The sequence below is a fragment of the Roseivirga sp. genome (assembly GCF_049099775.1).
Lineage (GTDB): Bacteria > Bacteroidota > Bacteroidia > Cytophagales > Cyclobacteriaceae > Roseivirga.
This window is the reverse complement of the sequence record NZ_JAGDZM010000007.1, coordinates 292,176-314,266: the sequence shown is the minus strand read 5'-3', so window position 1 is coordinate 314,266 and position 22,091 is coordinate 292,176. Positions and strand designations below refer to the sequence as shown.

Genomic DNA, 22,091 nt, shown 5'->3' with positions numbered 1-22,091 from the left:
AAATATGGAAGAGCATTATCTAGTGAACCAAAGATTAAAGAAACTAATACTTTCAACCAATACGATTTTGGTTATCGGGTTTATAATCTATTCTTTATCTCGAAATGATTTTATTCCAGAAGGTTATATTGGACTATCATTAATTCCGTTAGGAATAAACTTTGGCTTATTTCTATATGCTGGTCGTATTGCAGTGACTATTTTAGATTTAAAAGAGCCTATTTTTAGAAATAAAATTGTTCTGAGCCTAATTGGAAATCTTCTCACAACTATTACTCTGCTCATATTAGTAGTACTAGAAATCTAACACAATCATTTAGTTCAGATTAAACAATTGGAATAAATGACAATGCCTTTGAAAAAAGGCCCTAACTATTCGTCAGGATTCTATTTATATATCGAATCAATTCTTAGTCTTTGAATACAGATTCTGCTAAAACATTTGGTAAATGGTTTTGCTGCCATTGGTGAATATGGCGGAACTAAGTATTTTTTTAATAAGAAATTAGGTGACATTGATAAAACTTGTAAGAAGATAAACTAATGAATTACTTAAAAGCAGTTTTGATAAGCACACTTATTTACTCTACACAACTAACTAATGCTCAAACATTTAAAGCTGATATTCAATATGTCACGATAGAAGATACCCTACTAATTCAATCAATCAAATCAATTTTAACCTTGGAAAGTAAAAATGACACTCTATTTGCTAAAGGCTTTGGTTACCTAAATGTTGGAATTGATTGGATGGTCAGTGAAGGCTCTGGTATAGGCAGTGCTAGAATCGACACTGTCAGGACTTACAATATCTCAGTGTCATTTGCTCATCCAAATAAGACTCATAATAATTTAATGCCTTTTTACCCTAAATATTACAGTATAATTGATGAGAGAGTGGTTGCTTTTGAACTTCCTGAACGACACATTAAATTCAGTGCTAATAGCGTCAAAGTTTATGAACAAATAATAGAGAAATATCTAGAGCCGTTTGGTTCGCCTTCTACAAGGCTACTTTGGAAACTAGACTATAATTATCGAGTCAACATACTTCAAAATCAATTTAATAGTGATTATGAAGATCCAATAATCTCCAAAATCAGCTTAACTCAAAAATAATAACTCGACCTTTCACTATTACACAATAATGAATTTTGCCCCCATGATTTTTCTTATTCTGCTTACAATACAGTCTAAGTAGCAACTCAAGATATGAACTCAAAGGGTTATTTTGGAGATGAATTAAGGGAAGGATCAATCATTTTAATATTAGACGAATTAAGCACCAAGGAAATCCCTGATAGTCTCTGGAACAACGCAGAACTGATAAGACTTACTATTCAAAAAACTAGACCAAAAACGAAATGGGGTACTCATCCTCCTTTGTCATGGTATGAAACTGTAGAATTTACGCCACCTTATTGGGAATTAAGTGACAAAGTTGGAAAGCTGAAACGTCTAAAGTCTTTAATTCTAGCTGACCTAGACATTAAAACACTTCAAGAGTCGATTATACAACTTAAGCATTTAGAAATACTAAACTTATCGTTTAACAAATTAGAACTCTCCGAAGAGCTTAGTAAGCTAAAAGCACTCAAGAGCCTGAAGCATTTAATTCTTATAGGGAATCATTATGACCCCCACGAGATGGAAGATTACCAGAAAGAATTCCCAAATCTTCGGATTGAATATAAGGCAGAGGAGAATTAAAAAAGAGTAATAAAAAAAGCCCCGACTTTCGTCAGGGCTTTCCTTTTATATATTGAATGATTTCTTAGTCTTCAATCACAGACTCTGCTAAAACAATTACGTTGTTGTTCAACACTTCTACAACACCGCCATCAATAACAACTACATCCTGCTTACCTGAAGCAGAAATTGTCATTCTACCTTTACCTAAGGCACTGATCATTGGTGCGTGATTATCGAGTACTTGAAACTCTCCATCACTTCCAGGAAATATTACTGAAGACGCTTCGCCTTCAAATACTTTCTTGTCGGGTGTTACAACTTCTAATAGCATAGTCGATCTTAATTAGCGGCAGCTTCAGCCAATAACTTCTCACCTTTCTCTCTAGCTTCTTCAATGGTTCCTACCAAGTTGAAAGCAGCTTCTGGAAGGTCATCATGCTTACCATCCATAATTTCGTTAAATCCTTTGATGGTATCCTTAATGTCTACAAGCACACCTTTCAATCCAGTAAATTGCTCAGCAACATGGAATGGTTGAGAAAGGAATCTTTGTACACGTCTTGCTCTTGTTACAACTAATTTATCCTCATCAGATAGTTCGTCCATACCAAGAATCGCAATGATGTCTTGAAGTTCTTTATAACGCTGTAGTGTTTCTTTAACACGTTGCGCGGTATTATAGTGCTCATCACCTAAGATGTCAGCCGTTAAGATTCTTGATGTAGAATCCAATGGATCTACCGCTGGGTAAATACCTAGCTCAGCAATCTTTCTTGAAAGTACAGTTGTTGCATCAAGGTGAGCAAATGTTGTCGCCGGAGCAGGATCCGTTAAATCATCTGCAGGTACATATACTGCCTGTACAGATGTAATTGAACCGTTCTTAGTCGACGTAATTCTTTCTTGCATGGCTCCCATTTCTGTAGCCAAAGTTGGTTGGTAACCTACCGCTGAAGGCATACGACCTAGAAGAGCCGATACTTCAGAACCTGCTTGCGTAAATCGGAAGATGTTATCGATAAAGAAAAGGATATCTTTTCCTTGACCATCTCCTTCGCCATCACGGAAGTATTCAGCAATAGTAAGACCCGAAAGGGCTACTCTTGCTCTCGCACCTGGAGGCTCATTCATTTGACCGAATACGAAGGTTGCTTTTGAATCGGCAAGTTTCTCACTAGTTACCGATGAAAGATCCCATCCACCAGACTCCATAGACTCATTGAATTCTTCACCGTATGTTACGATACCAGATTCAATCATCTCACGAAGCAAATCATTTCCTTCTCTCGTTCTTTCACCAACACCGGCAAATACTGAAAGACCACCATGACCTTTTGCAATGTTATTGATTAGCTCTTGGATCAATACTGTTTTACCTACACCAGCACCACCAAACAAACCAATCTTACCACCTTTTGCATAAGGCTCGATAAGGTCAATTACTTTGATACCTGTGAATAAAACTTCAGTTGAAGTAGAAAGGTCTTCAAACTTAGGAGCAGCTCTGTGAATAGGTAGTCTCTGCTCTCCTTTCGGTTGTGCTATACCATCGATAGCCTCACCAACTACGTTGAAGAGTCTACCCTTAATGTCATCACCAATTGGCATTGAAATGGCTAAACCTGTATCGGTTACGACCATTCCTCTTGTAAGACCTTCAGAAGAATCCATAGCGATGGTTCTTACTCTATCTTCTCCAAGATGTTGTTGACATTCTAAAACAATTTTTTGACCATTCTCTTTGGTTACTTCTAACGCGTCAAGAATGTTAGGTAGTTTTGATTCAGCTGCATCGAAACTAACGTCTACAACAGGACCAATTACCTGCGTGATCTTTCCAAGGTTTGCCATTTGTTCTTTATTGTAAAAGGAAAAATGCGATTAATTTTTCTGGGGGCAAAGGTAAATCTATAATGTATTAAAGCAAAGTTCTAGAGAACAATAATTCTCTAATCTATCGACCTATATTTTGAGAAAATTAAGATGGGGTTTCTGTTTACATTTTGCCTAGCCGTTCCCTTGTACATTTGATAATCAGAAATTTCTCTCAATTGATCTTCTGAGAATCGATTTTCAAAATAACTAAGAACACTAGATACTTGTTCTTCGGATAAAACGGTTACGTGATAATCCTTATAGACGCTTACAGGGTCAATACGGAAATTACCCTGACCCCTAACTAAACTCCTATAAGTCAAGCTTTTACCCGTGGACTTCTCGTAAATCGTTTTGTACTTTAGACCAGACAAGTAAAAATCAAAATAAATTGAGTTTTTTGCCTCCAAAAAATTAGATATAGAATAGACTAAACCAGATTCGGCAATATATGCATCAAAGGTTCCCATGGGTTGATTGAAAGATTTCAATACTCCATCCTTCAGACTTTTCTCTTTGAAATCAAGAAAGTAGGCCGGCCTTAATAAACCGTTCATCGTATCGGGTTGATAAGCCATATTCGTATACAAAGGAATATAGTTTAAGATTTGAGAATTATAACTAGGAAAGATGTTTCTCTGAGTCACAAGTCGAATTTTATCTAATCCTTTTTCGGACTGACGAAAGTATCCTTTCAATAAATTATTCGATGAATCTGTCACGAAAGCCATGCGATTATCATAATCACTATTCCCGAAGTTACTGTTTGGTATTGAACTGTTGTGAAACAATCGACCTCCACCATGAAGAGGTGTAAAAGTTTTAGTGTAGAAGGGGTAATTTACGGCACTTCGAAACTCTCCAGTATTGATATCGTATTGCGCAACCCTCTGACGCCTAGTATCCAAGACTTCTATGACTTGAGCTTTATTATTTAAACCGAAGTCATCAATTTTGACATATTCTTCTGGCCCATAACCGGGTTTATGAATGTTGAAGACTAAATCTCCAGCCAAATTAAAGCAGAAAATCTGATCATTGTTTTTGTCTGAAATGTAAATCTTATCTTCAGAAAAGACCAGTTTAGTGACATAAAACAAGACTGACTCGTGAGTCTTTAAATATAGAACCTTAACATCCTCTTGTATGATCTCCGAGTATAAAACATCCTTTCTATGAAAATCAACACGAATGGTATCAACTTCTGATACTCTAACTAAATCAATATTCTCTTTTTCATTCTGACATGAGATAAAACATAAAAGGCTCAACCAAAGAATGGCGAACCTTTTACAAATAAAGGTGTACTCCATAAAACACAAACTCTATTCCACCAATTCAATACACGCAGATGCGATCATTACACTCTTCCTATGCGTTGACGCCACTGGGTTACAGATGTTATCGGCATACTCACAAGTATAACCTGAATAAGAGCTCTCTATCTCAGCAAAACACATCTCCCCATCCGCTCCATGGAAATCACGAGTTTCAATCACAGTTATCGTGTAACTCTCATACCAACCCCAATCAGAATTCTCGGCGAAGGCCTTTTGACCCAATTCAAAAGAATTGGTATTGAAACTATAACATGGACCAATAAAAAATATTAGAGCTAATATAAATATACGAGTATCCTTCATAATAATAAGTTTTATATAAATATAACTTAAACTTATTGTCTATTCAAAATAATTCGAAAAACAGTACCGACATCGGCTTGTGAAGATTTGACAAAAATGCGCCCCTCGTGATAATTTTCGATGATTCTCTTCACCAAAGTAAGCCCTAATCCCCAGCCTCTTTTCTTAGTGGTAAAACCTGGTTTGAATACGTCTTTAGTGCCGCCCTTCACTATACCTTTCCCATCATCAGAGATATCAATGAAAATCTGTTCTTGGGAAAGCTCCCCTATCGTAACATTAAGGTGACCAATTCCGCTCATGGCATCTACTCCATTCTTCACAATATTTTCTAGCACCCATTCGAACAAGGGCTTGTTTAACTGAGCTTCTATGCCTTTATCTTCTGTGTTAATATTAAACTTAACCTTAGACGAAACACGGGACTTCAGATAATTCAATGAGCTATCAATTACATCAAATACATTTTGACTTTTAAGCACTGGAACTGAACCAATATTTGAAAATCGTTCTGTAATCATTTCTAAGCGCTTGATATCCTTTCCCAATTCAATGATGATATCGTCTCGACCTTCCAATTCAGCCATGCCCTTCATATACTCTACCCAAGCGATCAAAGAAGAGAGTGGTGTACCTAATTGGTGTGCAGTTTCTTTGGCCATACCTACCCAAACACGATTTTGTTCCGATTTGCGAGAATAACTAAAGGCTAAATAAGCTATGAAGGCGAAAATGGCGATTACCGATAATTGCACATAAGGATAGGTGCCCAGTTGCCGCAAGAGGTAAGAATTCCGGAAATAGACGTACTGAACATCTGAAATGGTGCCACCTTCTCCATTTCGAATTAGGATTTTAAACGGTGGGTTTTCCTTACGCATTTTGTTCAAAACACGTTTTTGTGAAGCTAAACCCTCTTTTACATTCATGACCTGGTTGATTTCTTGCGTGGCAGAGTCAATGACGATAACGGGCAGTGTATTATCTGGTGTAATCAGGTTTAATGATATAAAAGTGAGTGCGGATGGGTCAGCATCTGGAGAACTGGAAAACTCAACAGCTTTTGCCCAAAGCCGTATTTTCTCTTCTTCTCCTTTTTTCAATTTTGCTACCAAGCTGTTCGTATAGATAATTGAACCGACGCCAATTATTATAGCCACAACCAATACAATCCACTTTATGGTGGACTGATTCGAATAAAAATCGATATTGAAAGAACCTTTGAAAGGATTTTTCATGCAATAAACTAACGAAAAAAAATCAACCTCTATTTCGAAGTATGTGCAAAATAAAAGCCGTCTCAATTTAATTAAGACGGCTTCTATTCAGTTTATGAGCAGTTTACACTTTCATTGTGAACCACTTAGCTAATGTTTTATAGTTGACTTTTACGCCATACATTAAAATTCCGATGCGATAAATTCTACCGGCAAACCAAATAGTCCCCATAAAACCACCTACTAATAAGACCATCGACAGGGCCAATTGCCAATCTGGAACACCAAATGGTATTCGTGCCATCATGATAATCGGAGAGGTTAATGGTATTAAGGATAAGGTTACCGCCAAGCCGCCATTTGGGTCTTCCAATACAAAGAACATCGACATAATTGCGGCTAATATTGGCAAGATGATCGGGAACATAAATTGTGATGCATCTTGAATACTATCTACTGCTGAGCCAATCGCGGCATAAAGCGCTCCATAAAGGAAGTATGCTCCTAGGAAGTAGAATAGGAAACAAAGTAATATTTTAACTACTGGCACTGATGAAATTAGTCCCCTGATCTCGACCACCATTTCTTGCTGCTCAGTAAGTTGCTCCATGGCTTCCCCTGGCACTTGCTGTGCTGCGGCTTCCATTATGGCATCACTATTACCTGCCATTATGCTGAGTCCTACGGTGGAAAGTCCACCTATAAGCACAAACCAAATTAACAGCTGCGTAAAGCCGACAGCGCCTACACCTAGCACTTTACCCATCATTAATTGGAAAGGCCGAACTGAGGATACGATAACTTCTACAATTCTACTCGTCTTTTCATCTAAAACAGACTGCATGATTTGTGAACCATAAATAAATATGAACATGTAAATCAGGAAGCCAGTACCATAACCAATGGCGAAACTGAGTTTAGAGTTACTCTTTTTAGCTTCACCAGATTCAGAAATATTAAAAGAATTGAGGCTTACGCTTACTTGAAGATTATCAATCACTACAGGATCTAGGCCAGATTTCTCAAGCTTAATATCTTCAATCTTATTTCTAATATTCCGTTCCATTCTCTCAATAGAAGAGACGCTGGCGTTGGTTTTAGAATAAAGTTCAAAGCCGGAAAAGCTCTTTACAGAGATGTCAGACAAATCTACTTCAGGAATATAGAGCAATCCAAAAGCGCCTTCATCCATAAAGCTAGTTTTGGCAGATTCGAGCTCTCCTTCTATGTATTTAAAGTTGTAACTATTTACATCAAACACATCCTGAAAAAGACCGCTCTTGTCTAATACTAATATCTCATCACTTCTAGAATCCTTTTCTCGTGTAGAGAAATAGACAATAGTTAAGATGATAGCAGGGAATATTAGCGGTGTAAGTATAGTAGCCAGCAAGAACGACTTCTTCTGAACTCTTGTCAGGTATTCTCTTTTTAAAACTAAAAATATCTGGTTCATGATTGTCCTCCTTCTACTATGTTGATGAAAATATCATTGATAGATGGTATCACTTCAACAAATGAGTGAACCTCTACCAGGCTTATGAGTTCTTTTAAAATATCGTTTGGCGATTGGCCTTCTCCTACTTGAAGTGTAGATTCTGAAAGATCATTATCCAATGCTTGTGTATTCATAACATCAAAATTGGCACTAAGTCCGTTCAATGAACCTTTATAACTCACCACATACTTGCCTGACTTGTAGGAGTTTTTGATTTCCTTTTTGGTTCCGTCTAGTATTTTCTGAGACTTATTGATCAGCGCAATGTCATCACAAAGTTGTTCTACGGATTCCATTCGGTGCGTAGAAAAAATTACAGTAGCACCTTTCTCTCTTAATTCAAAAATTTCATCTTTAATCAAGTTGGCATTTACCGGATCAAAACCAGAAAATGGCTCATCAAGAATCAAAATTTCTGGCTCATGCATAACTGTGGCAATGAACTGGATTTTTTGTGCCATACCTTTGGAAAGGTCTTCTACTTTTTTTCCAGCCCACTCAGTTAAACCGAGTTTATCAAGCCAATGCTTAATTCGCCTTTTGGCTTCGGAAGTTGATAGGCCTTTCAATTGTGCCAAATACATCAATTGTTGACCCACCTTCATTTTTTTATAGAGACCGCGTTCTTCGGGAAGGTAGCCGATGCTCTTTACATGTTTCGGCTGGAGTTTTTCACCATTGATGGTAATTTCTCCTTCATCCGACATGATAATCTGGTTGATAATTCGAATGAGTGTCGTCTTACCTGCACCATTTGGGCCCAATAGGCCAAAAATGGATTGCTTTGGTATAGCAATGCTCACATCATCTAGGGCTTTGTGTGCCGCATAGTTCTTTGTGACATTGTTTGCTTCAAGAATATTCAATGCATTGTCGATTTTGGTGGTTACTAAAATTAATGTCTTTGAAGGATCAAACCTAAAAAGCACCCCAATTTGAAAAATGGAATCGATTCAAAAACTGAATAAACGTTAAGCGGAAGAATTCAAGCCCTTTCGGAAATTCAGAGCGTTGAGAATTTATAGCTACTTGGAAAAAAGGACGCTGCCCATAGAAACATCAATATTGAACTCCAATAAATTCTCTGCATCTGCCTCGTAATTTTCACTTACAAATACACGTTTTCGGATTTCTGAATAACCTTCTGGAATTTTGAATTTTCTATATGATGTATCTTTTAACCTTATAATGATAGGGGTATTTTCTTTCGGTAAATTTATTTCCAAAGAACCCGCACCTACTCTGGCCCAAATGGCACTAGACGTTATCGGTAACTCTTCAAAGTCTAAGACTAAGGAACCAAAACCTACTTCTGCCAAAATATTTTTAGCACGTGCTAAACTCAAACGCTCAATTTCCACATCGCCTAAGTCTACACTTACCATAAAGGTGTCCATCTCTATTTTGTTCTGCATTTTAGAGAGATAGCCTACTTTCACATGTGCATTTCCAGAGGTTACTTTTAGATTTTCTACTGCTATATCTGATAAGTCGATATAGGCTTTACCTACTCCGTAAGATAGGTCTAGACGGTAAGGTTTATAATCGGTAAAATAGATGTTCCAATAGTTGTCATCATCCATTTTCTTTCTCCCTAGAATTTTGGAAACCTTCGTACCAAAGCCTTCATTTCCATTATCCTTTAGGCTAAACCAAGCATTTAGGGTTTCTCCACGATGAAGTTGACCAAATTCACTTGTAATGTATTCTTCATTATGAGTGCCAAGAATGTTGATGGGTGTATTTCCCTTTCGGGTTCTTATCTCGCAAGTGCCAGAGGCTGCTTTAAGATAGAAATTCACATAAGAACAGGAATCCTTATCCTGAACTGTAAAATGCTTTTTTGTTTGCCCCACCACACTGACTCCTGCAATTCCCACAGCGGCTAACAGTAAAAGTACTTTTTGCATTCAGTTGATTACGTTTAGTTCAAAGTTAGGGTTACAAAAAATATGTTAGTGATTACCCAAATGATCTGCTAAAAAATATTTTTTTGACGAATAAAAAAAGCCGCACAAGGCGGCTTTCAAATTTTTGATTGCAAAAAGTCCTAAAAGAACTCTCTAACTCGGTCGAAAAAGCCTTTTTCTCCTTTACCAGGTTTAGGCACAAAATTCTCTGACTCTCGGAGTTTTTCTAACATTTCAGTTTCTTCTCGTGTAAGTTTTTTCGGTGTCCAAACGTTCACATGAATTAGCTGATCTCCTTTTCCGTAACCATTTATGTCTTTAATCCCTTTGCCCCTTAGCCTAAGAATTTTACCACTTTGTGTTCCGGGATCTAATTTGATTCGCACTTTACCATCGATAGTTGGCACTTCCATACTTTGGCCTAAAGCTGCATCAGCAAAATTGACAAAGAGGTCGAATACAACATTTGTTCCGTCTCTTTGAAGTGATTCATGTGGAATTTCTTCAATTACGATTAATAGATCGCCAGGAACGCCGCCACCAGGGGCCATATTTCCTTTTCCTGACATTGAAAGCTGCATGCCATCACCTACACCTGCTGGGATTTTAATCGGAATAACTTCTTCCTGCATTTCCAAACCTGTGCTATCCACACCGGGAGGTCGTTTATCAATTACTTGACCACTACCACTACAGGTACTACATGTAGTTGCTGAAACCATTTGGCCTAACATGGTATTAACCACTTTTTTCATTTGGCCAGAGCCTCCACAGGTACCGCAGGTTTTAAATGTAACGCCAGCAGCGTTTACTAATCGGTTTACTTTGATCTTCTTTTCAACCCCGTTGGCAATCTCTTCTAAGTTCAGCTTCAACTTGATGCGTAGGGCAGATCCTTTTCGTTGTCTTCGACCACCGCCTCCGCCGCCACCGAAGAAGCTATCGAAAGGGCTACCGCCGCCACCGCCAAAAATATCGCCGAATTGGGAGAATATGTCATCCATATTCATACCACCACCTCCGCCACCGAAGCCGCCACGCATACCGTCATGCCCGAATCGATCATACTGCGCTCGCTTTTCAGCGTTGCTCAATACTTCATACGCTTCGGCTGCTTCTTTGAATTTATCTTCTGCAGTTGGATCGTCAGGATTTTTATCTGGGTGAAATTTAATGGCAAGCTTGCGATAAGCTTTCTTCATTTCATCTTCAGAGGCACCTTTGCTTACGCCTAGAATTTCGTAGTAATCTCTTTTAGCCATATTTTAGGAACCTATAACCACCTTAGCAAAACGAATTACTTTATCTCCTAGATAGTAACCTTTTTCAACGGTATCGATGATTTTACCTTTCAATTTTTTCTCTTCTACTGGAAACTGAGTAACCGCTTCGTGCAAATCTGCATCGAAAGCCGTTCCTTTTTTGGTTTCCATCACTTTTAAGCCTTTGCTTTCAAGTGTTTTATATACTTTGTTATGAATCAGATTGAAACCTTCCTTCAGTGAAGCTACATCTTCTTGGTTTTCATTCGCCTGATTTGCTCTTTCGAAATCGTCGATAGTTGGCAGCAAATCTGTCATTAGGTCAGAAGATGCAGTTTTCACCAACTCCATTCTTTCCTTAGCATTTCTTCTTCTGAAGTTTTCGAACTCGGAATATAGACGCAGGTATTTATCTTTTGCCTCAGCTAATTCTATCTGAAGTTTTTCTTCTGTCGTCAATTCTTCTACCTCTTCCACTGATTCTTCGCTATTTTCTGCATCAGAATCATTTTCTTCTGTAGCATCTAATACTTGCTCTTCAGTAGCAGCGCCAGTTGTTTCTTCAACTGTTTCTTTCTTCTCCTTGTCTTTTGCCATTTTTGCTTATTCTAAACTTTCTGGCCTTGTACAATTTTATTGCCAACATAAAATACGTGTCAATATGACATGATCCCTCTTGATTTAAGCCTTTTCACAAATTCTTATCGATCTATACATGCCATTTCATTGATAACCAAAAGTCTTCAATTCTCGTCTATTGCATCTGACCCATAACTCTAATCATATTTTTCAACTGGGTCTAATTGATTTTTTTCAAACCAAAAAAGCAACTATGAAACACAAGTACATTTATTCCTTATGCTGTATGATTGCATTGGCGTTTGCAGGCACAAGTGCAATGGCACAGGGTAGCGTAACAGTACCACGGGCGGCAAGTCCGGCAGCTGAGGTAAGCCAGACAATTGGTATTTCGAAAGTATCGGTAAAATATTCAAGACCAGCAGTGAATGGTAGAACTGGAAAAATCTGGGGACAGTTAGTGCCGTATGGTTATACAAATCTAGGTTTTGGCAATGGAGGTAACAATCCATGGAGAGCAGGCGCAAATGAAAATACGGTAATTACTTTTTCGCATGATGTAAAGGTTGAAGGACAAGAATTGTCAGCAGGAACTTATGGTTTACATATCGCCGTTTTCGAAAATGGTGAGGCTGAAGTGATATTTTCTAATAACACTACTTCTTGGGGAAGTTATTTCTATTTAGAATCGGAGGATGCTCTTCGCGTAAAAGTAAAGTCTGAAGAAAACGCTTTTACTGAGTCATTGACTTACAGTTTTGTGGACATTACTCCAAATTCAGCCAATTTGGTGTTAGACTGGGAGAATAAGAGGTTTCCAATTGGTGTAGGTTTTGCTGTTCACGATATAGTGGTAGAGAATGCTAAGAATGAATTGAGAAGCACTGCTGGATTTGGATTTCAAGGTCCGCTTAGCGCTGCTCAATATTTGGCAAGCAACAATATTCAGTTAGACCAGGCTTTGACTTGGGCAAATCAAGCAATTGGCTTGCAGCGAAATGCGAATACACTCGGTTTGAAGGGTCAAATACTATTTGCGTCTGATAAAAACGAAGAAGCTTATGCAGCAATGGACGAAATGGTAGACCACCCAACTGCTCAACCGAATAACTTCTATAACTATGGTATTCAATTACTGACCAAGGATGAGGACGATAGGGCTTTGGCTTTGTTTGAAAAAATGAACAAACGATTCGAGAATAATGTGTTTGCTCAGCACGGTTTAGCGAGGTCTTATTCGGCCAAAGGCAATTTCAAAAAAGCACTGAAATTTGAGAGAATGGCATTGAAAAACCCTGGACTACCACCGGGCAATGGACCGGCTATTCAAAACTTTATTGATAAGCTGGAAAAGGGAGAAGACATTAACTAGTAATCATTCAAAAGCTATGAAAAAAGCCGTTTAGCTAAGTATGCTAAACGGCTTTTTTATTTCTTCTGGTAAGTCTAAAAGCTTACGAATTAATCAGTACCCAAATTTTATCTTTCAGTTCTTGTAAACCGCTTTGGATAACGGATGAAATAAAAAGCGTGTCAATATCGGTAGGCAAGTCTTGTTTTATTTCTTCGATTAGTTCTTCATCCAACATATCACTTTTAGATATGGCCAAGATCCTATTTTTATCTAATAATTCTGGGTTGAACTTCTTGAGTTCGGCAAGAAGGATTTCATATTCTTTTTTAATATCATCCGCATCGGCAGGTACTAAAAAAAGTAAAATTGAATTCCTTTCAATATGCCTTAAAAACCTTAAACCAAGTCCTTTTCCTTCTGATGCTCCTTCTATAATTCCAGGAATATCGGCCATTACAAATGACTTATGATCTCTGTAGGCTACCACCCCAAGATTTGGTACGAGTGTGGTAAAAGGGTAATCGGCAATTTCTGGCTTGGCTGCTGATACTACTGATAATAATGTTGATTTGCCTGCATTGGGAAACCCTACTAAGCCAACATCGGCAAGTAGCTTTAGTTCAAGTATGCAGAGTTGCTCAATACCTTCTTCGCCGGGCTGGGCGTATCTAGGTGTTTGTTTGGTAGAGGTTTTAAAATTCTCATTACCTAACCCTCCTCTACCTCCTGCCAAAAGCACTATTTCCTGCCCTTCTTCGGTAACTTCTACAAGTACTTCACCGGTTTCTTCTGAACGTGCGATTGTACCGAGTGGTACATCAAGATAAATGTCTTTACCATCTGCACCGGAGCTTCTTTGGCCACTTCCACCTTCTCCATTATCGGCAGTTACGTGTTTTCTGTAACGCAGGTGAAGCAAGGTCCACAGTTGAGTATTGCCCCTAAGAATTATATTACCACCACGGCCTCCGTTTCCACCATCGGGGCCTCCTTTAGGCACGTGTTTTTCTCTTCTAAAACTTACTGCTCCTGGCCCACCATTTCCTGATCGACAGTAGATTCTTACGTGGTCTATGAAGTTTGAACTTGCCATTGTAGAATGAATAAAAAAAGATGACCAAAAGGTCATCTTCAATTTAAGTTTTTATTAGGCGTTAAGCCATATGTGAGCTAATCGCCTCAGAAATATCTGCGAATATACTTTCTATTGTACCTACACCATTAATCTTACACGTTTTGCCTTGACCTTCGTAGAAGGTTGCCACAGGTAAGGTCTTATTGGTATACTCTTGTATTCTAACGTTGATCTTCTCTTCGTTTTGATCATCTGCTCGACCAGAAGTTTTACCTCTTTCTAACAGACGCTTTTTAAGTTCTTCTTGTGGTACGTCTAGCATTACCATACAACCGATAGTGGTCTGGTGTTTTTCTAAAAGCACATCTAGTGCTTCTGCTTGTGCTACTGTTCTTGGAAATCCATCGAAGATAAATCCTTTAGCATCAGTGTTTTCATTAAGGAAGTCTTCTACCATTCCAATAACGACCTCATCTGGCACTAGTTTACCGTTATCCATGTAAGACCTGGCTTCTTTTCCAAGCTGAGTTCCTTCGCCTAAATGCTTTCTAAATAAATCTCCTGTTGATATATGTTTTAACCCGAATTGGGCAATTATTTTCTCGCTTTGCGTTCCCTTTCCTGCACCTGGAGGACCGAATAATACAATATTGATCATTAATTGATTGGATTTGACAAGCTGCAAATATAAGGATTAAACTTGGTCTAGCTTGAGTTGATAAATATCTTTAAAATTCCTTCCATACCCATCATAATCGAGGCCATATCCTACCACAAATTTCTCTGGAATATCGAAACCTCTGTACTTTACGTCCAACTCGCATTGAAGCGCATCTGGCTTCACCAATAGGCTAGCAATTTCTACCGAATTAGGATTTAGTGTATGAAAATATTTGAGGGCCTTCTGCATAGTTAATCCTGTATCGACGATATCTTCAACCAGAATTATGTCGCGACCGGCAACTTCTTCCTGTAGACTCATGATAGTTCTCACTTCACCCGTACTTTTCGTGCCTGTGTATGAAGAAAGCCTCACAAACGTTATTTCGCAAGAAACATCCACGGCCTTCATCAGATCACTACAAAACATAAATGCACCGTTTAAAACTCCTATAAACAATGGCGTTCGCCCTTTGTAGTCAACAGTTATTTGCTGCCCTATTCTATTGATGGCAGTTTGAATTTCAGTCTCACTCAAAAAGAGTTGAAAGGTTTTGTCATGTACTGTAATGTCGTTCAAAGCTCGGAGTCTTTAGTATGAAGAAGGTATTACAATTTTTGCATTAGTTGGCTATATAGGGCAATCATACAGGCAATATCATGTTTATGCACTATTTCATCGGGGCTATGAACATTGTCTTCCGGTGCGCCAACAAAACACCAATCAAATGGATAAGGCGAAACCTGCAATTCTCGCCCATCGCTTGAACCAGCACCTTCTACTTCCAACTGAAAATCAACACCACTTTCTCTCGCTAGCCCTATAATTTTATCAATGAAACTACGTCTTGGCACATTTCTGTCACGCATAGAAATTGCCACCCCTTCGCCATGAACTACGCCTTCGGTAACCCAAGTGATATCTGAAATCAAGGCTTGTCTTACACCCCACTCTTCATAGATGAATTTGGCAATGTATGGGACTGAGCCTCCGCCGTGTTCTTCCCAACACGAAAATACGATTACTCCATGTTCAAGTGTTTCTGCCACTTTCAACGCATTAAAAACACCTAGACGATTGTCTAGGTAACAAGATTGTACAAAGTCCGCCGTCTCTCGAAAATCTTTCTTAAAAACAAGTTCAGTACCCCTATCAATTCCTCGAGGAAACTTGTAGTGTAGATCGCCATCATTCTCTACCAATTCGCATTCGATAAAACCTAAAGAATCTTCGCCCGTGAGTTTATAACCAGACTCTGCTCGTGGCCCACCGATTGGCACCAGCTGATCCTGATAGCGAACGGTAAAGCCAATACTATCCATATGGGCAAAAATGGCTGTTTTCGGCTGACCAAATTTTAGAACAATGGCATCTTGAAAGTGTTCGCCCTCGTGTACGGTTGGTTGTACTGCCCAATTGGCTTGATGCTTTTTGATATAATCTAAAAGAAAGGCTTTCATGGCCACTTCGTTGCCCGAAGGTGCATGAATTCCGCATAATTGGTCTAAAAGAGAAAAGTCCATCGAAATAATTTCAAGTAAAATTAAGATAGACGCAACACTTTGTTGTTGTTGAAGTATAGAAAAATATAAATTGCCCTTCGAAACCTGATCTATGTTTATACTGAATGAAAATAACTCTGTGGCAAACACCTTCTTGGCGGAACTCCGAGACGAGACTGTGCAGAATGATAGACTAAGATTTAGAGAGAATCTCAAACGATTAGGAACACTATTGGCCTACGAAATTTCCAAGTCGCTATCTTATGAGCCAAAGCAAATCAAAACTAGCCTTGCAGCGACGACAATCGATGTGGTCTCAGATGACCTAGTAATTGTTTCTATTTTACGAGCGGCGATACCGTTTAGTGAAGGTTTCGTTTCCATATTCGATCATGCTGAAGTTGCCTTTATTGGTGCTGCCCGAAAAGAGGGCGCTGGCGATATTGAAATAGCACTAGATTACGCAGCTGCGCCAGATTTAACGGGCAAAACTTTACTCATCGTTGATCCTATGTTGGCCACGGGCAAATCGCTTATTGAAAGTGTGGATAGATTGATGACCAATGGAACACCCAAAAAGATACATTTAGCATCTGTAATTGCCGCTCCTGAAGGAATAGAATTTATTAACCAAAACTTAGACCTAGATTTCAGCATCTGGACATGTGCGCTAGATGAAAGACTCGATGAACAATCTTATATAGTTCCGGGGTTAGGTGATGCGGGCGACTTAGCCTTTGGGCCGAAATTATAGTAGTGTAGATGCTGTTGGATATTCTCATTTTAATTGTTGGACTAATCACACTGATTTTAGGTGGTGATGTATTGGTGAAAGGTGCCTCGAGGGTTGCTTTGCGTTTCGACGTAAGCCCTATGATTGTGGGCCTCACGATTGTTGCCTTTAGTACTTCAGCTCCAGAAATGCTGGTGAGCTTGAACGCTGCCTTTAAAGAGGTTCCAGACTTTGCTATGGGCAATGTGGTTGGTTCGAATATTGCCAATTTATCCTTAGTTCTTGGCACGGCTTGCTTGTTCGGGTATATCCCAATTCATAAGGGAACTGCGCGAAGAGATTGGTTGGTGACAATGCTTGCTTCTATTCTTCTCTTCTTCTTTACGCAAGATGGAGATCTTGTGCTTTGGGAAGGAGCCATCTTGTTTTCAGGGCTTATCATATACTTAAGCTATCTGCTCGTAATTACAAAAAAGGATCAGATTAAACTTGATGTCACCTACGATAGAACGCAAGATTCACGGTCCGACAAGGCCAAAGACTTACTTTATATTACACTAGGAGGCGTTTGCCTTTATTTTGGCTCAGACTGGTTTATCAGCGGGGCTGAATCATTGGCAACTGACATAGGGGTTTCTCAAAGAGTTATCGGATTAACGGTGCTGGCTTTAGGAACAAGTTTACCAGAATTGACTACTTCAATAATTGCGGCCAGAAAAGGCGAAACTGATTTAGCTTTAGGCAACTTATTCGGATCTAACATCTTCAATATTCTATCCATTTTAGGTATTACCAGTATGGTACATGGCTTAGGCGTAAATACCATGATCATTGATAATGACTTGCTCTGGATGCTCGGTTTAACGCTTGGTATTCTTCCGTTGATGCTATTTCGTAGAAAGCTTAGTACGATTTCTGGCATTATCCTCCTCTCCTATTATGGACTTTACATCTTCATGATTCTAAGGTAAAATGGAAGAGGTACTGGCATACATTGGCATATTTCTGCTAGCCTGTTTAAAGTCAATTTTTCCACCTGTTTTAGGCCCTCAAGTTGGCATGACCAATTTGGAAATCATCCTGATTACTCTTGCTGGGCTGATGACGAGCGTAACGCTATTCACTTTTTTAGGGGAAAAGATTAAAAGGCACGTCATTCCAGTATTTGTTAAGAACCCGAAGAAATTTTCGCCTAAAAGCAGGAGAATGGTTCGTATTTGGAAGAAATATGGAATTGTTGGCGTATGTTTTCTTACGCCTCTTATTCTTTCTCCACCAGGCGGAGCCCTACTGGTTTCATCTGTGGGGGCACCTAGAAAACAAGTCTTCTTCTATATGCTTCTATTCGGAATCATGTGGTCTGTTGTTTGGACTTATTCTGTAGACTGGCTGATGGATATTGGCTTAGTTAACTCCCATTAGGCTACTCCTCATCAGGAAGCATTTCAATATCTTGAATCAGTACTTTTTTGGAAATTGCTTGACCTGTTGTCGTTGCGGCTAAGCCGCCCATAGCGGTTTCTTTGTAACGCGTTTCCATGCTTTGCCCTACCTCTCCCATGGCCTCTACACATTCATCCACAGGAATAACAGCACTAACATCGGCTAGGGCAATCTGAGCTGAACTATTGGCAATGGCCGCTGCACTTGCATTTCTTACAACGCAAGGCACTTCAACCAAGCCTGCTACTGGGTCACAAACCAAACCGAGCATACATTGAATAGTAATCGCTACGGCGTTGAATACTTGATTTGTATTACCGCCTAAGCAGTAAACAATGGCTCCTGCCCCCATAGCTGCTGCACTACCGGTTTCTGCTTGGCAGCCTCCAACAGCACCAGCAATAGAAGCTCTTTTTTCCAGAATTAAAGCTACTCCAGCGCCAACAAGTAAGCCTTCCATGATTTGCCTATCGGATAGGCCTTGAATTTCTTGTAATGTTACGAGTACTCCGGGTAGTATTCCTGAAGCACCAGCTGTTGGAGCCGCTACAACCCGTCCCATGCACGAATTGACTTCTTTGGCCGCGAGTGCCCTAGAGATCAGCACTTGAAACTCCTTTGAAAGTACGGTTTGTTTATGGTTGAAGACTTTTTTAGCGCCATTGTCGATCATTCCAGACTTAGACTTCATATCTTCAGTTAGCCCAGTCTGAACGGCCTCTTTCATCACACGATAAGCGTTTTCCAAACCCTGCCAAATGAGTGCTTCGCTTATTTCTTTTTGTTCTACTTCATAGTCGATAACTGATTGATGCAGCGACTTATTATGTTGATCGCAATACTCCTTCCAACCTTTAAAATCTTCGAACAAGAAACTCATATGAATTCATTTTTTGTAAAACTAAGTCATTTCAGGCAAACGATTGCCTAAAGCGAATTTTAGGATCAAAAATTTAATCTTGAGACAAATCGAATCTGGCAAATAAATAAGACTAAACTATGTTTATCTTTGCCTTATGGAATTGCAAAACGACTTGTTGATAAGAGCAGCGAAAGGCGAAAAAACCGAAAGAACACCTGTATGGCTTATGCGCCAAGCGGGTAGAATTCTTCCTGAATATCGGGCTGTAAGAAATTCACTTAGTGGTTTTATAGAATTGGTGACGACTCCTGAATTAGCGGCTGAAGTTACGATTCAACCTGTTGATATTTTGGGGGTTGATGCGGCCATTATCTTTTCAGATATTTTGGTAATTCCTGAAGCCATGGGGCTTAAATATGAAATGGTGGAAAAAAAGGGACCTTGGTTTCCTGAAACTGTAAATGGCTACGACGATTTTGCCAAATTAAAGAAAGCTGATGTTGAATCGGATTTGGGTTATGTGCTTGAAGCTATCAAGATTACTAAAAAAGAACTTAATGGCCGTGTTCCTTTAATTGGGTTTGCGGGCGCTCCTTGGACCATTTTCTGTTATATGATAGAAGGCCAAGGAAGTAAAACCTTCTCTAAAGCTAGAAGAATGCTTTATAATGAGCCGCTTCTTGCCGATCAATTATTGCAGTTAATTACGGATAGCACAATTGAATATCTAAAGGCTCAAATCGCCGCAGGAGCAGATATTGTTCAGGTATTCGACTCATGGGCCGGCATTTTACCTCCCGATCATTACCAGAAATATTCAATGAAATACATCACTCAAATTTGTGATGCCATTGACGAAGTTCCGGTTACTGTATTTGCCAAAGGTGCTTATTTCGCTCGCCAAGAAATGCGTCATCTAAATTGCCAGACAATTGGTCTGGATTGGAATATGGACATTCAAGAGTCGAGACGTTTAATTGGTGAAAACAAGACGTTACAGGGTAATTTAGACCCATGCACACTTTATGGGTCTGTTGCTGATATAGAAACCGCGACTAGAAAAATGTTGGATAATTTTGGGCCTGGTAGACATATTGCCAACTTAGGTCATGGGGTTTATCCTGATACAGATCCGGAAAAGGTGAAAGTATTCATTAATACTGTAAAAGAGTATAGTGCTGTCATGCACAGCACCAACGACTAGCTTGAAAAGCGCTTTTCTTTTTACTTCTTATCGGATTAAAGTATTTTGCTTGCTTAAGCAGAAAAAATGAAGCGAATCCTATCCATTGCAGTAGCTATATTCTTAACTACTGCACTTACATCGACTAATTTCAAAACCGATCCTAAACCAAGCCTCAAGGAAAAGGTAATTGAACTTTCAAAAACTGTAGAACCAAAGGTTGTCAACTGGAGGCATTGGGTTCACGAAAATGCAGAGTTATCGAATAGAGAGTTTAAAACTGCTGCGTATGTAGCCGCACATTTGAAAAGCCTAGGTCTGGAGGTAGAAGAAAACGTAGCAAAAACCGGAGTTGTTGGAATTCTAAAGGGCGGAAAACCCGGCCCAGTCATTGGCTTAAGGGCGGATATGGATGGACTTCCTGTAAAGGAGCGCGCTGATATTCCTTGGGCTTCTAAGCAAATGGGCGAATATAATGGTGAGCCTGTACCAGTTATGCATGCTTGCGGTCATGATACACACGTCGCAATTTTAATGGGTGTGGCCGAAGTATTAAGTGCCGTGAAGTCTGACTTAAAAGGAACAATCAAGTTTATTTTTCAGCCTGCTGAAGAAGGGGCTCCTCCGGGCGAAGAAGGTGGAGCTGCTTTAATGGTAAAAGAGGGTGTTACGGAAGGCATGGATGCAATCTTTGGCCTGCATATTAATTCGAAGACCGAAGCGGGTAAAGTACGCTATCGCCCGGCAGGTATTATGGCTGCTGTTAATAGCTTTAGCATTAAAATCAAAGGTATTCAAACGCACGGATCGACTCCATGGACGGGCATAGACCCTATTGTAACTGCGGCGCAAATCATTAATAATGCTCAAACAGTGGTGAGTAGAAGTTTGCCGCTGACAAAGGCCGCTGCGGTGTTGACTTTTGGTAAAATAGAAGGAGGCGTTAGAAGTAATATTATTCCTGAAGAGGTAGAGCTTGTTGGTACGATTAGAACCCTCGATGCGGGTATGAGACAAACACTTTTCGATCGCTTTGAAACGATTGTTAAAAATACTGGAGAAAGCAACGGGGCTGAAGCAATTTTAACTATTAATAAAGGATATCCGGTTACTTACAATGATCCTGCATTAACAGCTATGATGGCCGAAACATTTACTGAAGTTGCTGGTGCAGCTAATGTAGAATCAAGTATGGATGCGATTACAGGAGCCGAAGATTTTTCGTTCTTCCAAGAACAAATTCCAGGGCTTTACTTTTTCATCGGTGGCATGAAGAAAGGTCAAGACCCTGCTACTGCTGCCCCACATCATACTCCTGATTTTTATGTAGACGACTCTGGCCTGCTCAACGGCATTAAACTTTTGAGCAGGATGGCAGTTGATTACGGTGAGAAGAGTCAATAAGAAAAACCTCTAGCTTAATTCTATAATGGACAAAGAGAAACTAATACACACGCTAACCTCTACAAGATTTCAGGTTTTGGGAATGCTAATTTCCATCGCTTTTGTAGTTTTCAATCTTATTCAACTGAACAACCTTGACCCAGTTGAAAGTGTAAATTATGAATTGAAACGGAGTATTCTGATTGGTACAACGATAGT

The 22,091-nt window shown here is 39.3% G+C and carries 24 protein-coding genes; 9 read left to right on the top strand and 15 right to left on the bottom strand.

Annotation, left to right across the window (positions count from 1 at the left end; translation table 11 throughout):
• The first annotated feature begins 4 nt into the window (after nt 1–4).
• From JXQ92_RS12445 to JXQ92_RS12435, 3 genes are all read left to right on the top strand, one after another.
• Nucleotides 5–307: a hypothetical protein gene (locus JXQ92_RS12445; RefSeq protein WP_421986945.1), complete on the top strand. Its 303-nt coding sequence runs from the start codon at nt 5–7 to the stop codon at nt 305–307.
• Between the two features lie 236 nt (nt 308–543).
• Nucleotides 544–1,119: a hypothetical protein gene (locus JXQ92_RS12440; RefSeq protein WP_421986944.1), complete on the top strand. Its 576-nt coding sequence runs from the start codon at nt 544–546 to the stop codon at nt 1,117–1,119.
• 93 nt (nt 1,120–1,212) lie between these two features.
• Nucleotides 1,213–1,710, top strand: a complete 498-nt coding sequence (locus JXQ92_RS12435) for a hypothetical protein (RefSeq protein WP_421986943.1) — start codon at nt 1,213–1,215, stop codon at nt 1,708–1,710.
• A 64-nt stretch (nt 1,711–1,774) separates the two neighbouring features.
• Here the strand turns inward: JXQ92_RS12435 and atpC are convergent, their stop codons facing one another.
• From atpC to JXQ92_RS12385, 10 genes are all read right to left on the bottom strand, one after another.
• Complete coding sequence (atpC, locus tag JXQ92_RS12430) at nt 1,775–2,023, bottom strand: ATP synthase F1 subunit epsilon (protein WP_421986942.1); 249 nt, start codon at nt 2,021–2,023, stop codon at nt 1,775–1,777.
• Nucleotides 2,024–2,031: 8 nt separating this feature from the next.
• Nucleotides 2,032–3,543, bottom strand: coding sequence for a F0F1 ATP synthase subunit beta (gene atpD / locus JXQ92_RS12425; protein ID WP_421986941.1), 1,512 nt, complete (start codon nt 3,541–3,543; stop codon nt 2,032–2,034).
• 98 nt (nt 3,544–3,641) lie between these two features.
• Nucleotides 3,642–4,880, bottom strand: coding sequence for a 6-bladed beta-propeller (locus tag JXQ92_RS12420; protein WP_421986940.1), 1,239 nt, complete (start codon nt 4,878–4,880; stop codon nt 3,642–3,644).
• A gap of 12 nt (nt 4,881–4,892) precedes the next feature.
• Nucleotides 4,893–5,210, bottom strand: a complete 318-nt coding sequence (locus JXQ92_RS12415; protein WP_421986939.1) for a hypothetical protein — start codon at nt 5,208–5,210, stop codon at nt 4,893–4,895.
• A 32-nt stretch (nt 5,211–5,242) separates the two neighbouring features.
• Complete coding sequence (locus JXQ92_RS12410; RefSeq protein WP_421986938.1) at nt 5,243–6,448, bottom strand: ATP-binding protein; 1,206 nt, start codon at nt 6,446–6,448, stop codon at nt 5,243–5,245.
• 103 nt (nt 6,449–6,551) lie between these two features.
• Complete coding sequence (locus tag JXQ92_RS12405) at nt 6,552–7,883, bottom strand: ABC transporter permease (protein ID WP_421986937.1); 1,332 nt, start codon at nt 7,881–7,883, stop codon at nt 6,552–6,554.
• Nucleotides 7,880–8,791 carry an ABC transporter ATP-binding protein gene (locus JXQ92_RS12400; RefSeq protein ID WP_421987373.1) on the bottom strand — a complete coding sequence of 304 codons (912 nt, stop codon included), beginning with the start codon at nt 8,789–8,791 and terminating at the stop codon, nt 7,880–7,882. The genes JXQ92_RS12405 and JXQ92_RS12400 overlap by 4 nt, the downstream gene beginning before the upstream one ends.
• 159 nt (nt 8,792–8,950) lie before the next feature.
• Nucleotides 8,951–9,835 (bottom strand): hypothetical protein, encoded by an 885-nt coding sequence (locus JXQ92_RS12395; protein ID WP_421986936.1) that lies wholly within the window; start codon nt 9,833–9,835, stop codon nt 8,951–8,953.
• Nucleotides 9,836–9,975: 140 nt separating this feature from the next.
• Nucleotides 9,976–11,097: a molecular chaperone DnaJ gene (gene dnaJ / locus JXQ92_RS12390; protein WP_421986935.1), complete on the bottom strand. Its 1,122-nt coding sequence runs from the start codon at nt 11,095–11,097 to the stop codon at nt 9,976–9,978.
• Between the two features lie 3 nt (nt 11,098–11,100).
• Nucleotides 11,101–11,694: a nucleotide exchange factor GrpE gene (locus JXQ92_RS12385; RefSeq protein WP_421986934.1), complete on the bottom strand. Its 594-nt coding sequence runs from the start codon at nt 11,692–11,694 to the stop codon at nt 11,101–11,103.
• A 235-nt stretch (nt 11,695–11,929) separates the two neighbouring features.
• Between JXQ92_RS12385 and JXQ92_RS12380 the strand changes: the two genes are divergently transcribed.
• On the top strand, nt 11,930–13,048 hold the full coding sequence (locus JXQ92_RS12380) for a DUF2911 domain-containing protein (RefSeq protein WP_421986933.1): 1,119 nt from the start codon (nt 11,930–11,932) through the stop codon (nt 13,046–13,048).
• A gap of 82 nt (nt 13,049–13,130) precedes the next feature.
• On the opposite strand, the gene obgE is transcribed toward JXQ92_RS12380, so the two are convergent.
• The 4 genes from obgE to JXQ92_RS12360 form a co-directional block, all read right to left on the bottom strand.
• On the bottom strand, nt 13,131–14,123 hold the full coding sequence (gene obgE / locus JXQ92_RS12375) for a GTPase ObgE (protein WP_421986932.1): 993 nt from the start codon (nt 14,121–14,123) through the stop codon (nt 13,131–13,133).
• A gap of 61 nt (nt 14,124–14,184) precedes the next feature.
• Nucleotides 14,185–14,763 carry an adenylate kinase gene (locus tag JXQ92_RS12370; protein ID WP_421986931.1) on the bottom strand — a complete coding sequence of 193 codons (579 nt, stop codon included), beginning with the start codon at nt 14,761–14,763 and terminating at the stop codon, nt 14,185–14,187.
• Between the two features lie 36 nt (nt 14,764–14,799).
• Nucleotides 14,800–15,345 carry a hypoxanthine phosphoribosyltransferase gene (gene hpt, locus JXQ92_RS12365; RefSeq protein ID WP_421986930.1) on the bottom strand — a complete coding sequence of 182 codons (546 nt, stop codon included), beginning with the start codon at nt 15,343–15,345 and terminating at the stop codon, nt 14,800–14,802.
• Nucleotides 15,346–15,374: 29 nt separating this feature from the next.
• Nucleotides 15,375–16,289: a M20/M25/M40 family metallo-hydrolase gene (locus tag JXQ92_RS12360; protein WP_421986929.1), complete on the bottom strand. Its 915-nt coding sequence runs from the start codon at nt 16,287–16,289 to the stop codon at nt 15,375–15,377.
• 91 nt (nt 16,290–16,380) lie between these two features.
• Here JXQ92_RS12360 and upp point away from each other — a divergent pair, with 91 nt between their 5' ends.
• The 3 genes from upp to JXQ92_RS12345 are packed head-to-tail and all read left to right on the top strand — an operon-like array spanning nt 16,381 to nt 18,423.
• Complete coding sequence (upp, locus tag JXQ92_RS12355; RefSeq protein WP_421986928.1) at nt 16,381–17,022, top strand: uracil phosphoribosyltransferase; 642 nt, start codon at nt 16,381–16,383, stop codon at nt 17,020–17,022.
• An 8-nt stretch (nt 17,023–17,030) separates the two neighbouring features.
• On the top strand, nt 17,031–17,972 hold the full coding sequence (locus JXQ92_RS12350; protein WP_421986927.1) for a calcium/sodium antiporter: 942 nt from the start codon (nt 17,031–17,033) through the stop codon (nt 17,970–17,972).
• A gap of 1 nt (nt 17,973) precedes the next feature.
• Nucleotides 17,974–18,423 (top strand): hypothetical protein, encoded by a 450-nt coding sequence (locus JXQ92_RS12345; protein ID WP_421986926.1) that lies wholly within the window; start codon nt 17,974–17,976, stop codon nt 18,421–18,423.
• Nucleotide 18,424: 1 nt separating this feature from the next.
• Here JXQ92_RS12345 and sdaAA read toward each other — a convergent pair whose 3' ends face one another.
• Entirely contained in the window at nt 18,425–19,324 is a 900-nt protein-coding gene (gene sdaAA / locus JXQ92_RS12340) for an L-serine ammonia-lyase, iron-sulfur-dependent, subunit alpha (protein ID WP_421986925.1), read from the bottom strand.
• 136 nt (nt 19,325–19,460) lie between these two features.
• On the opposite strand from sdaAA, the gene hemE reads away from it, so the two are divergent.
• Complete coding sequence (gene hemE, locus JXQ92_RS12335; protein WP_421986924.1) at nt 19,461–20,510, top strand: uroporphyrinogen decarboxylase; 1,050 nt, start codon at nt 19,461–19,463, stop codon at nt 20,508–20,510.
• Nucleotides 20,511–20,576: 66 nt separating this feature from the next.
• Nucleotides 20,577–21,893: an amidohydrolase gene (locus JXQ92_RS12330; RefSeq protein ID WP_421986923.1), complete on the top strand. Its 1,317-nt coding sequence runs from the start codon at nt 20,577–20,579 to the stop codon at nt 21,891–21,893.
• Nucleotides 21,894–22,091: the final 198 nt, after the last annotated feature.